We start from the raw sequence: 13553 nt of genomic DNA, 5'->3' as shown, positions 1-13553 counted from the left end.
ACAACGCGGCGCTGGCCGATCCGTAAGGGTAGGTTGGCGTGGCGTGGTTCCCATGCAAAACGAATGAGGGATATAACGTGCCGCCTCTACGCAAGAGTATTTTAGTAGCTATCCTTGTTTCGGCCACCGCGCTTTCGCCGCTGGCCGCCTCCGCCGAAACCATCACGGGCGCGCTCGCCAAAGCCTATCAGTACAATTCGCAGCTCAACGCGGCCCGCGCCGGCGTTCGCGTCACCGATGAGGGCGTGGCCATCGCCAAGTCGGGCTGGCGCCCGACCGTCACCGGTTCGGCTAACATCGACTACACCAGCACCCACGCACAGGGCTCCACCCAGAACATCACCACGGGCAACTTCGGCATACAGATCAACCAGACGCTGTTCGACGGGTTTCAGACCAGGAACAATGTCGCTGCCGCCGAATCGCAGGTGAAGGCCTCGGTCGAAAGCCTGCGCAACACCGAAGAGAACATCCTGTTCAACGCGGCCAGCGCCTATATGGACGTGATTCGCGACCGCCAGGTCGCGGCGTTGACCGAGCAGAACCTGCAGTTCCTGAGCGAGCAGGCGCGCGCCGCCCGCTCGCGCTTCGAGGTCGGCGAGGGCACCCGCACCGACGTGGCCCAGGCCGATGCCTCGCGCGCGACGGCCGTGGCGCAGCTGAGCGCCGCCCGCGCGACGGCGCTGGCGAGCGCCGCCACCTATCACCAGATCGTCGGCGACGAGCCGGGCAAGCTCAAGCCAGCCTCGCCGCTGGGCAAGCTGCTGCCGGGTAGTGTCGATTCGGCCTTGGCCATCGCTTCCGCCGAACATCCCGCCATTCTTGCCACACAGCATCTCGTCGATGCCGCGGCTTTTGCGGTGAAGTCGTCGGAAGGCGCGCTGCTGCCGCAGGTGACGGCCTCGGCCGGCATTTCGGACAATTACAGCCACTCCTCTCCCGCTTCGATCACTCGCCCTAACGGCAGCTCGACCTCGGCCAATATCGGCGCGACGCTGACCATTCCGATCTATTCGGGCGGCCGGACCTCGGCGGTTGTGCGGCAGAACAAGGAGTCGCTTTCGGAAGCGCGCATCCAGATCGACGTCACCCGCGATCAGGTGCGCCAGGCTCTGGTCACGGCATGGACGCAATACACCGCGGCGCGCGAAACGGTAGCTGCCAACAGGCAGGTGATCGATGCCGCGCAGCTGGCGCTCAACGGCGTCATCGAAGAGCGCAATGTCGGCCAGCGCACGACGCTGGACGTGTTGAACGCGCAGAACGCAGTCATCACCGCCAAGATCAACCAGGCCAGTTCCGAGCGCGACGTGGTGGTGGCGAGCTATGCCATTCTCCAGGCTATGGGCCGGTTGTCGGTGGATCGGCTGGGCCTGGCGGTCACCAAATACAGGCCGGAAGAGCATTACAACGCCGTCAAGGACAAGTGGTTCGGACTGCGCACGCCCGACGGGCGCTGATTGCCGACAGCATGCTTCCTGCAAACGCCGCGTGTCCGATGGATGCGCGGCGTTTGTCTTTCCGGGAGGCTCATCGGGCTGCGCGCCGCCTAATCTGTTGAAATCCAACGTGTCCCCAGATTGGGGATTCTCGGATGACGATCGGTCGGTTACGCTGTTTCCATTGATTCGAATTCCGGCCCGGGCAGGACGGAATTCTTGGGCGGGTCAAGTTCTTGAACGGTCGGTTCTGGAACAGGTCAAGTTCTTGGACAGGTCACTAGGGCGGCGGATGTGACGATGGCGACGGCAAGCAGCGCGCAGCGCGAACCTTCCATGGAAGAGATACTGGCTTCCATCCGAAGGATCATCGAAGACAGCGACACCGGGCGCAAGCAACCGGCCGAGGCCGGCGAGCTGCGCCAGGATCTGGAGCCGGCCGCGGCTGGCGCGCCCGCTGTCGAGGTTGATGCCTTTCGTTCCGAATTGCATGCCGACGTCCGCAAGCCGCCGACGCTGGCGGAGGTCCAGGCGCAGCTTGCGGCGACCGATCCGGTGCTGCCGCGCGCCGCCCGCGCCGAGCCGGTGAAGACTGCGCCTACGGCTGCGCCGACAGTTGAGCTTGAGAGCGCTGCGCCGGGCGCGCAGGCGGCCGCAGGCAAGCCAGCCGCGGCAAATGCGCCGCAGACGGCCGAGACCATTGTCGCCGACTGGCGGCGCGAAATAGCGGCGGTCGGCGGCAGCACGGTCACCGCGAGACCGGCCATCCGGGCCCCGGAAGCCGCGCCGAAGGCCGAGGTCGAGAAGGAAGAGCCGGCGTTCGAAGATTCCGCGCCTGTAGGCGCGTCCCGGGCCTCCGAACCGGAGGCGCAGCCGGCCCGGCCCGCTATCCTTTCCGAGCATACGGGCCGGCAGGTCGCAGCGGCCTTTGGCGAGCTTTCCGATGCTTTTGCCAGCCGCGGCAAGAAAAGCTTCGACGAGATGGCCGAGGAGATGCTGCGGCCGATGCTGCAGGATTGGCTCGACAACAACCTGCCGACGCTGGTCGAAAGGCTGGTACGCGAGGAGATCGAGCGCGTGGCGCGCGGGGCGCAGTAACCGCCGCAACATGCAGGCTGACAAGCGCCGCCTTGGGGCGGCGCTTTTGTTTAAGGTGCCTGGATGAACGCGTCTGTCCTGGCTTAGCCGGCATTGCCGCTGGCCGCGGCAGACCTATCTGTGGAAGCGATCGCTGCGCTCGCGGTTGACTCGGCCAAGACCTTCCGATTTACACCGGACGCTTGTTCCCGACAGTTCGGACCTCCTCCATGCTTGATAAGACCTACGACGCCAAAGCCGTCGAGCCGAAGATCGCCAAAATCTGGGAAGAGGCAGACGCCTTCCGGGCCGGCGCCGGCGCGGACGAAGGGGCCGAAGCCTTCACCATCGTCATCCCGCCGCCGAACGTCACCGGCTCGCTGCATATGGGCCATGCGCTCAACAACACGCTGCAGGACATTCTGGTGCGCTTCGAGCGCATGCGCGGCAAGAACGTGCTCTGGCAGCCCGGCATGGATCACGCCGGCATCGCCACGCAGATGGTGGTCGAGCGTCAGCTCATGGAAAAGCAGATCCACCGCCGCGATCTGACGCGCGAAGAGTTCATCGAGAAGGTTTGGGAGTGGAAGGCCGAATCCGGCGGCGCGATCTTCAACCAGCTGAAGCGGCTCGGCGCCTCGGCCGACTGGTCGCGCGAACGCTTCACCATGGACGAAGGCCTGTCCAAGGCCGTGCTCGAAGTCTTCGTCACCCTCTACAAGGAAGGCCTTATCTACAAGGACAAGCGCCTTGTGAACTGGGACCCGAAGCTGCTCACCGCCATTTCCGACCTCGAGGTCGAGCAGCACGAGGTGAACGGCAATCTCTGGCACTTCCGCTATCCGATCGACGGCGAGGCGTTCGACCCTGAGAACCCGAAGACCTTTATCACGGTCGCCACGACGCGTCCCGAAACGATGCTCGGCGACACGGCCGTGGCCGTGCATCCCGATGACGAGCGCTTCTCCGGTCTGGTCGGCCGCAACGTCGTGCTGCCGATCGTCGGCCGCAAGATACCGATCGTCGCCGACGAGTATTCCGATCCGGAAAAAGGCTCCGGCGCGGTCAAGATCACGCCGGCGCATGACTTCAACGACTTCGAGGTCGGCAAGCGCCACAAGCTGCCGGCGATCAACATCCTGACGGTCGAAGCGGCCATCAAGCTGAAGGACAATGAGGACTTCCTGGCCGGCCTAGAGGTCACGCCGGAGCGCCAGGCGGTATGGGACGAGCTGGATGGGCTCGATCGCTTCACGGCGCGCAAGAAGATCGTCGAGCTGATGGAGGCCGGCGGCTTCCTCGACAAGATCGAGCCGCACCGGCACACCGTGCCGCATGGCGACCGCGGCGGCGTACCGATCGAGCCGTTCCTGACCGACCAGTGGTATGTGAATGCCGCCGAGCTCGCCAAGCCGGCGATCGCCTCGGTGCGCGAGGGCCGTACCAACTTCGTGCCGAAGAATTGGGAAAAGACCTATTTCGACTGGATGGAGAACATCCAGCCCTGGTGCATCTCGCGCCAGCTCTGGTGGGGTCACCAGATCCCGGCCTGGTACGGACCGGACGGGCACGTCTTCGTCGAGAAGACCGAGGAAGAGGCGCTCGCTGCCGCCATTGAATATTACCTCGCGCTGGAAGGGCCGTGGAAGGCCTGGGTCGAGGATAAGCTCGAGAACTTCCAGCCCGGCGAGATCCTGACCCGCGACGAGGACGTGCTCGACACCTGGTTCTCGTCGGCGCTGTGGCCGTTCTCGACGCTCGGCTGGCCCGACCAGACGCCGGAGCTCAAGACCTATTACCAGACCGACGTGCTGGTGACCGGCTTCGACATCATCTTCTTCTGGGTCGCCCGCATGATGATGATGGGCCTGCACTTCATGGACGAGGAGCCCTTCCACACCGTCTATGTACACGCGCTGGTGCGCGATAAGAACGGGCAGAAGATGTCGAAGTCGAAAGGCAACGTCATCGATCCGCTCGACCTGATCGACGAATATGGCGCCGATGCGCTGCGCTTCACGCTGACCGTCATGGCGGCGCAAGGCCGCGACGTGAAGCTCGATCCGGCGCGCATCGCCGGCTACCGCAATTTCGGCACCAAGCTGTGGAACGCGACGCGCTTCGCCGAGATGAACGAGGTCGCGCGCAACGACGAGTTCTGGCTGAACGACGCCAAGCTGCCGGTCAACCGCTGGATCCTGACCGAGCTGACGCGGGCGGCGCGCGCGGTCACCGAAGGCATCACCAGCTATCGTTTCAATGAAGCGGCGGGTGCTGCCTACCGTTTCGTCTGGAACCTGTTCTGCGACTGGTACCTGGAACTATTGAAGCCGGTTTTCATGGGCACGGACGAGGCTGCCAAGGCCGAGAGCCGGGCCTGCGTCGCCTTCGTGCTGGACGAAATCTACAAGCTCCTGCATCCGATGATGCCGTTCATGACCGAGGAATTGTGGGCGCAGACCGCGGGCGAGGGCAAGGAGCGCTCGTCGCTGCTTTGCCACGCCGCGTGGCCGTCGCCCGACTTCGAGGATGAGGAGGCCGCCGCCGACATCAACTGGCTGGTCGATCTCGTCTCGGGCGTCCGCTCAGTGCGCTCGGAGATGAATGTGCCGCCGGCGGCAATCGCGCCGCTCACGGTGATCGGCGCCAACACGCTGACGCAGGAGCGGCTGGAGCGCCACGCGCAGGCGATCAAGCGGCTGGCGCGTGTCGGCAATATCGCGCTCGGCGATGCGCCGCCGCAAGGTTCGGCGCAGATCGTGATCAACGAGGCGACGGTAAGCCTGCCGCTCGGCAGCCTGATCGATCTCCAGGCCGAGGCCGCGCGGCTGCAGAAGGAACTGGCGAAGGTCACCGAGGAAATCGCCCGCCTGCACAAGAAGCTTTCGAACGAAAAGTTCGTCGCCAACGCACCTGAAGAAGTGGTCGAGGCAGAGCGCGAGAAACTCGCCGAATATCGCGAGGCGCAGGAGAAGCTTTCGGTGGCTTTGACCAGGGTCCGCGACGCCGGCTGAACGGCAAGATTCGCCGCCGCTCCGAAGGCGCTTTCCGGTACGTTAGCTGCCTCGAAAATGCGGCTGCCGCTACGTTAATTTTGACGTAAACGGAAAGTTTGCGCCCCATTGTTGCCATAATGTAACAATGAGGGCCGTCAGACCCAAAACCGGCTGTTTTTGCCCCGTTTTTGGCAGTTTCCCCGGATTCTTTCGAGCCTTTGACGCCGGTTCGCGCGACTTAGGCGCCGATTGCGGCGTCGATGACCATGGCAAAAATAGGTGCTGTCAAGATGTACATGTACAGCTCCTGAAATCGTTGTTGCGTCGTTAACCCGAATTGGTTCTAGCTTGAGCGACTTGTATTTGGGGAGGGATTTCCATGAACATTTTGCGAGTCAAAGCGCTGCTGGGGGCAGGGTGCTTTTCGATCGCTTTGGCCGGCGCCGCAGTCGTCCCGGCGCATGCCGGCGGCCTGGAGCGTGGCTGGTACGACATCGATCTGCTTTTCGATCCGGCACAGGTCACGGGCGAGGTCACCGGCACCTATGTGATGCCGCAACGCGACCTCAAGAATGTGAGGGATGCGGATCCTTCTGACGGCAATCTCAATGCACTGGGTAGATCGAGCACAGCCCGCGACACTGAAAGCTATTGGGTGCCGAGCGTGGGTATCAAGGTTGGCATGGGTCCGATCGATTGCTTGGGGGACTACTCCCAACCGATCGGTGCATCCAGCAATCCGGGCGCCAACTGGGCGGGTGCACAAGGGAACGTCAATACGCAGGTAAAGAGCGAAGCCTTTGGTGCGACCTGCTCGTACAAAATGGACCTCGGCAAGGGCCAGTTTCGCTTCATTGGCGGCGTGTTCCACGAGGATGTTTCGGGCTTCAAGGAACAGCTGGTTGCTCCCATTCCGGCAATATTCGGTACGGGCATCGGACGTCTTGATCTTGAGGGAGACGGATGGGGATGGCGCGCGGGCGTAGCTTATGAGATTCCAGACATCGCGCTGCGTGCCAGCCTGGTTTATAATTCGGCTGTCAAGCTCGATGATCTAAGCGGAACGCTTGATCTGACCCAGGTTCCAGGGTTCATCAATCCGTTAAACCCATTTTTGGGCAGGGTCACCGATGTCAGCGGTTCCTCGGAGGTCCCGCAGTCAGTGGAGCTCAAGCTGCAGTCCGGCATAGCTCCCGGCTGGTTGGCCTTTGGGTCCATCAAATGGGTGGATTGGAGCGTGCTGCAGAGCATTCCTTTCTGCCCGACGGGTGTGGCAGTTTGCACGACGACCAGTCCTACGCGGCTTACATCTCTCGACTTGCTCTATCGTGATGGCTGGACGGTTGCCGCAGGCATCGGCCACAAGTTCAACGATCAATGGAGTGGGGCTGCAGGGATCACTTGGGATCGCGGCACGACTACCGGTCTCAGCGCTCAGACAGATACCTGGACGCTCAGCGCTGGCGTGGCTTATACGCCGACTCAGAATGTGGAAGTCCGTCTAGGCGGCGCCTTGGGCGTGCTAACCAGCGGGCATATCCACTCGGTCGTTGGTTCTGACGGCGTTACCTACGGCACGGACTATACCGCCGACTTCGGCAACGACCTCGTGTCGGCCATTTCAGGATCCTTCAAGGTCAAGTGGTAACTGCCTAAATTTGAACGGAAAAGGGCCGGGCATTGCCCGGCCCTTTTCGTTGATGACAGCGATCGTAATTTTCAGTGCTCAACTCGCTACGGCAGATTCGCCGCGCATCCGGCGCCCGATACGATTGTGACGTTTCAGCAACAGTTTATGAACAACCCCTGCTGTAGAAGTCAGAGAGAGGGGACTGCCCATTTCCCGCCATAAACCCGGAGCACCCGAGATATGTCCCGGGATGCGTGCCAGGTTGGCGCGGCGATGGGACCGGCCGCGGGGTGTGCGGCAAGGACGATGATGGACGCCAAGGCAATCTCCAAGGCCAAGCTGCCCAGCCGCTACGTGACCGAAGGTCCGGCGCGGGCGCCGCATCGTTCGTATCTCTATGCCATGGGCCTGTCGGCGGCCGAGATCGCGCAGCCTTTGGTCGGCGTCGCCAGTTGCTGGAACGAGGCTGCCCCCTGCAACATCTCGCTGATGCGCCAGGCGCAGGTGGTGAAGAAGGGCGTTGCGGCCGCCAACGGCACGCCGCGCGAGTTCTGCACCATCACTGTCACCGACGGCATCGCCATGGGCCACCAGGGCATGAAGTCGTCGCTGGTGTCGCGCGAGGTCATCGCCGATTCGGTCGAGCTCACCATGCGTGGCCATTGCTACGATGCGCTGGTCGGGCTCGCCGGCTGCGACAAGTCGCTGCCCGGCATGATGATGGCGATGGTGCGCCTCAACGTGCCGTCGATCTTCATCTATGGCGGCTCGATCCTGCCCGGCAGCTATCGCGGCCGGCAGATCACCGTGCAGGACGTGTTCGAGGCGGTCGGCCAGCATTCGGTCGGATCGATCAGCGACGCCGAATTGCTCGAGATCGAGCAGGCGGCCTGTCCTTCGGCCGGTTCCTGCGGCGCCCAGTTCACCGCCAACACCATGGCGACCGTTGCCGAGGCGATCGGTCTTGCGCTGCCCTATTCCTGCGGCGCGCCGGCCCCATACGAGATGCGCGACCGCTTCAATTTCGCCTCCGGCGAAAAGGTCATGGAGCTGATCGCCAGGAACATCCGGCCGCGCGACATCGTCACGCGCAAGGCGCTGGAGAACGCGGCGACCGTGGTGTCGGCCACCGGCGGCTCGACCAACGCGGCGCTGCACCTGCCGGCGATCGCGCATGAGGCCGGCATCAAGTTCGACCTGTTCGACGTGGCGGCGATCTTCGAGAAGACGCCCTATATCGCCGACCTCAAGCCGGGCGGCAAATATGTCGCCAAGGATATGTTCGAGGCCGGCGGCATTCCGCTTCTGATGAAGACGCTGCTCGACCACGGCTATCTGCATGGCGACTGCTTGACGGTCACTGGCCGCACTTTGGCCGAAAATATGGAGCACGTTTCCTGGAATGAAAGCCAGGATGTTGTGCGTCCCGCCAATCGGCCAATCACCAAGACAGGCGGCGTTGTGGGCTTGAAGGGCAACCTTGCCCCCGAAGGCGCGATCGTGAAGGTCGCGGGCATGTCGGAACTGAAATTCTCCGGTCCGGCGCGCTGCTTCGATTCGGAAGAAGAGTGCTTCGAGGCGGTCACGCAGCGCAACTACCGGGAAGGCGAGGTTCTCGTCATTCGCTACGAGGGGCCGCGCGGCGGTCCGGGCATGCGCGAGATGCTGTCGACGACGGCGGCGCTCTACGGCCAGGGCATGGGCGGCAAGGTGGCGCTGATCACCGACGGGCGCTTCTCCGGCGCCACGCGCGGCTTCTGCATCGGCCATGTCGGGCCCGAGGCGGCGGTCGGCGGGCCGATCGGGCTGATCCGGGATGGCGACGTGATCTCGATCGACGCCGTGAAAGGCACGATCGAGGTGGCCCTGTCGGATGCCGAACTGGCGACCCGGGCAAAGAGTTGGAAGGCGCGCAAGACCGACTATCAGTCCGGCGCGATCTGGAAATATGCGCAGGCCGTCGGGTCGGCCCGCGACGGCGCGGTGACCCATCCGGGCGCCGCCAAAGAAACGCACTGCTATGCGGACATCTGAGGTGTTGAGGTCGTCTGTCTTTTCGGCACTGGTCGCTCTGGCGACCTTGGGCGCCGTCGGGCAGGCCATGGCCTTCGACGACAAGGTGTTCGACGACAAGACCGGCGTGAAGCCACAGTCGAGCCCCTGGGCGGTGTTCCAGTTCGGGTTCTCCGCCTACAAGAGCGGCCATAAGGATCAGGCGGTCGAAGCCTATAAATACGCCGCCGAGAACGGCCAGATCGGCGCCACCTGGAAGCTTGCGCGCATGTATGCCGAAGGCGACGGCGTGACGCGCGACGATTACGCTGCTTTCAAGTTCTTCTCGGAAATCGTCGATCAGGATGTCGAGCCCGGCTCGCCGGAAGAAAGCTATGTGTCGGACGCGCTGGTGGCGCTCGGCGACTATCTTCGCAAGGGCATTCCCGGCACCCCGGTCGAGGAAAACGACGTCGCGGCGCAGGAATATTACATGCGCGCCGCCGCCAACTACCGCAATCCAAACGCCCAGTTCGAGATCGGCCAAATGTTCCTCAAGGGCGAGGGTGGCGTGAAGGCCAGCGTCAAGCAGGCAGGCCGCTGGCTGCAGCTCGCGGCCGAGAAGGGCCATGCCGGCGCGCAGGCGACGCTCGGCAATCTACTGTTCCAGAGCGGCAAGGTCGTGCGCGGCCTGGCGATGATGACCGCGGCGCTGGCGCGGGCTCCGGCGGCCGACCAGCCCTGGATCCGCAACATGCAGGAAGAGGCTTTCGCCGCGGCCGGCGAGGCCGATCGCCGGACCGCGATCTCGCTCGCCGACGATATCCTGACCAAGGGCAACAACGGCGACCAGTAAGCGCAGGTTGGCGATAGCGTGCATGGCAGCTTTGCGCATGCATTGGCTAATGTAGCGCTGGTCGACCCCCCACTCCGTCTCGGCTTCGCCGAGCCACCTCTCCCCCGATCGACGGGGTAGAGGAAGGGCGCCAAGCTTTTTGCCGTCAACGCCCGTCCAGCAAGGCTCCCTTCCTTTCCCTCCGGAGGGGGGAAAGGTGGCGCTGCGAAGCAGCGACGGATTGGGGGAACCACCTGGCAATCAAGCCTCGGCCTGATCAGTCGCGCCAGTCACAGAAGATGTGTGCATAGCGTAACCTGGATGGTGGGGAGATCAACGAGGCCTCAGTTCTCGGTCGGCTCCGTCGGCGTCTGGCCGGGCGTCGGGGTCGAAAGCGATGTCGGGTGCGGCTTTGGCGCTTCGCCCGGACATTCGTCCTTGATCCTGGTCCAGGACGTGTTGTTGAGAACCATGTCGCAGCGGGCGAGGTAACTCTCGCCGGCCAGCGTCAGGCACGCCGTCTCGCCGACGTTGAAGGATTTGCCGTTGGCAAGACAGGTTGGCGCCGCCAGCAACGGCGCCGGCGCGGCAAGCGCCAAGGCAAGGCCGGCTGGCCAGAAAAGAAATCGGATCGCCATTCAACCCCCACAGCAAGCCGCATCAAAGACGGGATTTGTGGCGATACTGGGTCAGGGTGCCTGGCAACGTCTCAGGCGGGCTGCAGGCTGAGGTCGATGGCGACCGGCACGTGGTCGGACGGCTTTTCCCAGGCGCGGACGTGCTTTTCCACCGAGGCCGACGAGAAGCGGTTGGCGGCTTCGGGCGAGAGCAGCAGGTGGTCGATGCGGATGCCGTTGTTTTTCTGCCAGGCGCCGGCCTGATAATCCCAGAAGGTGTAGACGCCGGCCGAGTCGGTCACGGCGCGCACCGCTTCGGTGAAGCCGAGATTCTTCAGCCGGCGAAAGGCCTGCCTCGTCTGTGGCTGGAACAGCGCGTCACCCAGCCAATTTTCGGGAAACCGGGCATCGGCGGGTTCGGGAATGACGTTGTAGTCACCGGCCAGCACCAGCGCTTCCTCGAGCCGCAGCCGCTCCTGCGCCCAACGCTCCAGCCGCGCCATCCAGGCGAGCTTGTAGGAAAACTTCCGTTCATCGTCGACCGGATTGCCGTTCGGCAGATAGAGCGAAGCGACCCGCAAGGCGCCCTGGTCGGTGGAAAAAACGCCTTCGATAAAGCGGGCATGGTCATCCGCATCATCGCCCGGCAGGCCGCGATTGACCTCGTCGAAGGGAAGCTTCGACAGAAGAGCGACGCCGTTAAAACTCTTCTGGCCGTTGGTCTCGACATTGTAGCCCAGCGCCTCGATCTCGGCGCGCGGGAACTGGTCGTCGACAGTCTTGATCTCCTGCAGGCACACGATGTCCGGTGCGCTTTCGGTCAGCCAGTGGGTGAGGTTGCCGATGCGGGCGCGAACGCCGTTGATGTTCCAGGTGACGATCTTCATGAGGACCTCAATGCTCTTCGGACGGCAGACGTTCGACGAGGCCGATCGTATTGCCTGCGGGGTCCTTTAGAAAGGCCATCCATTCGCTTTCCCCCGCCGGGCCGAACCGCCCCTCGGTGTCGCGGTGGACGAGTGTCGGCGGCGCGGTGAAGGGAATGCCCGCGGCTTTCGCCTCGGCGTGGAAGGCTTCGAGGCCGGCGATGTCGAAATAGACGGTGCCGGCCGGAACGCCGTCGGTGAAGAGGAGGCGCACATCACCGGCCAGTATGAACGCGATGCCGGGCGGATCGTAGCGAGCGTGCACATTCAGACCAAGCACGTCACGCCAGAAAGCAAGCGTCGCATCGAGATCGCGGCCAGCCGAGAGCGCGACCTGACGGACCGCGCCGATGGCAGGCATCGGACTATATGGAAAAGCTCGTGCCGCAGCCGCAGGAGGCGACCGCGTTCGGGTTCCTGATCTGGAAGGACTGGCCCATCAGATCGTCGACGAAGTCGATCACTGAGCCGCCCATATAGACCAGCGACAGGTCGTCGATCAGGATGGTTGCGCCGTCCTTCTCGATGGCGACATCGTCATCGTTGCGGTCGCCTACCAAATCGAACTTGTAGGAAAACCCGGAGCAGCCGCCGCCCTCGACGGAAACGCGCAGCGCCGTCTTGCCCGGTTCGCCGGAAACAATCCTGGCGATCCGCTTCGCCGCGGCATCGGTCATCTCGACCTTCATGGCAGTCTTGGCATCCGCGCCCATCGGCGTCACCTTGCTTTCGGTTTCACATGATAGGTATGAAGCGGGCGGGGCCAAGTCAACTGGTGGATCAATGGACGAGCGGCAGGGCAAGGATGCTCTCGGCGACATCGGGTTCGGCGACCGGCCGCGCGCCGTCTATGCGAGCGATCCGGCGCGCTGGCGCGGTCGCCTGTTCGACGAGCCGGAAAGCCCGACCCGCACACCGTTCCAGCGCGACCGCGACCGCATCATCCATTCCACCGCCTTTCGCCGGCTGAAGCACAAGACGCAGGTGTTCGTTGCGCATGAGGGCGATCACTACCGCACACGGCTGACGCATTCGATCGAGGTGGCGCAGATCGCCCGCGCGCTGGCACGGGCATTGCGCAGCGACGAGGATCTCGCCGAAGCCGTGGCGCTGGTGCATGATTTCGGCCATACGCCCTTCGGGCATACGGGCGAGGACGCGCTCAACGAGAAGATGGCGACCTGGGGCGGCTTCGATCACAACGCCCAGTCGCTGCGTATCGTGACGCGGCTCGAGCGGCGCTATGCCGAATTCGACGGGCTGAACCTCACCTGGGAAACGCTGGAGGGGCTGGTCAAGCACAATGGCCCGCTGACCGACGCGAGCGGGAAGGGGCTCAAGGGCCCGGTGCCGCAGGCGATCCGCGACTATTCGGAGCTGCACGACCTCGAGCTCGACCGCTTCGCCGGCATCGAGGCTCAGTGTGCGGCGATCGCCGACGACATTGCCTACAACGCCCATGACATCGACGACGGCTTGCGCGCCGGCCTGCTGACGCTGGATATGCTTGGAGAGGTCGGTCTGCCCGGCTCGATCCTGAACAGCGTGCGTGCCAAATATCCTCAGCTCGACGATGTTCGCACCGGCCACGAACTGATGCGCCGGCAGATCACGCTGATGGTCGAGGATGTCATCGCATCGACCATCGCCAATATCGAGCGCCTGAAGCCGGACAGCGCCGACGCGGTGCGCGCGGCCGGCGAGACCCTGGTGACCTTCTCGGCCAGCATGGCGGCGGCCGAAAAGGAATTGAAGGCCTTTCTCTACAAGCATCTATACCGGCATGCGGAGGTTATGCGCGTGCGGGCCGATGCCGAACAGATCGTGCGCGAGCTGTTCGACGTCTATTTCGCCGATCCGCGCGCCATGCCCGACGGCTGGCGCGAAGGGCTCGACCGGGCCGAGGACCGCATCAAGGCGCGCAGCGTCGCCGACTTCCTGGCCGGCATGACTGACACCTATGCACTCAAGGAACATCGGCGTCTGTTTGACCATACGCCCGATTTGAGCTAGGGCGAGCCTCGATTTTGCCGGCCATCGA

11 protein-coding genes are annotated in these 13553 nt (G+C 63.7%); 7 read left to right on the top strand and 4 right to left on the bottom strand.

Going from position 1 to position 13553, the window contains the following annotated elements; translation table 11 throughout:
• Positions 1-77 precede the first annotated feature (77 nt).
• The 6 genes from LB552_RS02755 to LB552_RS02730 all read left to right on the top strand — a co-directional run bounded on the left by LB552_RS02755 (position 78) and on the right by LB552_RS02730 (position 9990).
• Positions 78-1460, top strand: a complete 1383-nt coding sequence (locus LB552_RS02755) for a TolC family outer membrane protein (protein ID WP_140840487.1) — start codon at positions 78-80, stop codon at positions 1458-1460.
• A 279-nt stretch (positions 1461-1739) separates the two neighbouring features.
• A complete protein-coding gene (locus tag LB552_RS02750) occupies positions 1740-2537 on the top strand; it encodes a PopZ family protein (protein WP_140840486.1) in 798 nt (265 codons plus the stop codon).
• Between the two features lie 209 nt (positions 2538-2746).
• Entirely contained in the window at positions 2747-5530 is a 2784-nt protein-coding gene (locus LB552_RS02745; RefSeq protein WP_224601730.1) for a valine--tRNA ligase, read from the top strand.
• Positions 5531-5891: 361 nt separating this feature from the next.
• Positions 5892-7160: an OmpP1/FadL family transporter gene (locus LB552_RS02740; protein ID WP_224601729.1), complete on the top strand. Its 1269-nt coding sequence runs from the start codon at positions 5892-5894 to the stop codon at positions 7158-7160.
• A gap of 291 nt (positions 7161-7451) precedes the next feature.
• Positions 7452-9176 carry a dihydroxy-acid dehydratase gene (gene ilvD, locus LB552_RS02735; protein ID WP_224601726.1) on the top strand — a complete coding sequence of 575 codons (1725 nt, stop codon included), beginning with the start codon at positions 7452-7454 and terminating at the stop codon, positions 9174-9176.
• On the top strand, positions 9163-9990 hold the full coding sequence (locus LB552_RS02730; RefSeq protein WP_095765008.1) for a tetratricopeptide repeat protein: 828 nt from the start codon (positions 9163-9165) through the stop codon (positions 9988-9990). Before ilvD ends, LB552_RS02730 begins: the two co-directional genes overlap by 14 nt.
• A 323-nt stretch (positions 9991-10313) precedes the next feature.
• Here LB552_RS02730 and LB552_RS02725 read toward each other — a convergent pair whose 3' ends face one another.
• The 4 genes from LB552_RS02725 to erpA form a co-directional block, all read right to left on the bottom strand.
• Positions 10314-10607: a hypothetical protein gene (locus LB552_RS02725; RefSeq protein ID WP_095765009.1), complete on the bottom strand. Its 294-nt coding sequence runs from the start codon at positions 10605-10607 to the stop codon at positions 10314-10316.
• A 71-nt stretch (positions 10608-10678) separates the two neighbouring features.
• Complete coding sequence (gene xth / locus LB552_RS02720; protein WP_095765010.1) at positions 10679-11473, bottom strand: exodeoxyribonuclease III; 795 nt, start codon at positions 11471-11473, stop codon at positions 10679-10681.
• 7 nt (positions 11474-11480) lie between these two features.
• Entirely contained in the window at positions 11481-11873 is a 393-nt protein-coding gene (locus LB552_RS02715; protein ID WP_224601724.1) for a VOC family protein, read from the bottom strand.
• A 4-nt stretch (positions 11874-11877) separates the two neighbouring features.
• Positions 11878-12225, bottom strand: coding sequence for an iron-sulfur cluster insertion protein ErpA (gene erpA, locus LB552_RS02710; RefSeq protein ID WP_042644753.1), 348 nt, complete (start codon positions 12223-12225; stop codon positions 11878-11880).
• Positions 12226-12295: 70 nt separating this feature from the next.
• Between erpA and LB552_RS02705 the strand changes: the two genes are divergently transcribed.
• On the top strand, positions 12296-13525 hold the full coding sequence (locus tag LB552_RS02705) for a deoxyguanosinetriphosphate triphosphohydrolase (RefSeq protein WP_224601722.1): 1230 nt from the start codon (positions 12296-12298) through the stop codon (positions 13523-13525).
• Positions 13526-13553 lie beyond the last annotated feature (28 nt).

The sequence above is a fragment of the Mesorhizobium sp. CA7 genome, assembly GCF_020165015.1.
Lineage (GTDB): Bacteria > Pseudomonadota > Alphaproteobacteria > Rhizobiales > Rhizobiaceae > Mesorhizobium.
This window is presented reverse-complemented; position numbering and strand designations above follow the sequence as displayed.

Excerpts from the sequence above, each read along its gene's own strand:
- LB552_RS02750 (WP_140840486.1), top strand. The coding sequence starts at position 1,740 with ATGGCGACGGCAAGCAGCGCGCAGCGCGAACCTTCCATGGAAGAGATA.
- LB552_RS02745 (WP_224601730.1), top strand. The coding sequence starts at position 2,747 with ATGCTTGATAAGACCTACGACGCCAAAGCCGTCGAGCCGAAGATCGCC.
- LB552_RS02740 (WP_224601729.1), top strand. The coding sequence starts at position 5,892 with ATGAACATTTTGCGAGTCAAAGCGCTGCTGGGGGCAGGGTGCTTTTCG.
- ilvD (WP_224601726.1), top strand. The coding sequence starts at position 7,452 with ATGGACGCCAAGGCAATCTCCAAGGCCAAGCTGCCCAGCCGCTACGTG.
- LB552_RS02730 (WP_095765008.1), top strand. The coding sequence starts at position 9,163 with ATGCGGACATCTGAGGTGTTGAGGTCGTCTGTCTTTTCGGCACTGGTC.
- LB552_RS02725 (WP_095765009.1), bottom strand. The coding sequence starts at position 10,607 with ATGGCGATCCGATTTCTTTTCTGGCCAGCCGGCCTTGCCTTGGCGCTT.
- xth (WP_095765010.1), bottom strand. The coding sequence starts at position 11,473 with ATGAAGATCGTCACCTGGAACATCAACGGCGTTCGCGCCCGCATCGGC.
- LB552_RS02715 (WP_224601724.1), bottom strand. The coding sequence starts at position 11,873 with ATGCCTGCCATCGGCGCGGTCCGTCAGGTCGCGCTCTCGGCTGGCCGC.
- erpA (WP_042644753.1), bottom strand. The coding sequence starts at position 12,225 with ATGGGCGCGGATGCCAAGACTGCCATGAAGGTCGAGATGACCGATGCC.
- LB552_RS02705 (WP_224601722.1), top strand. The coding sequence starts at position 12,296 with ATGGACGAGCGGCAGGGCAAGGATGCTCTCGGCGACATCGGGTTCGGC.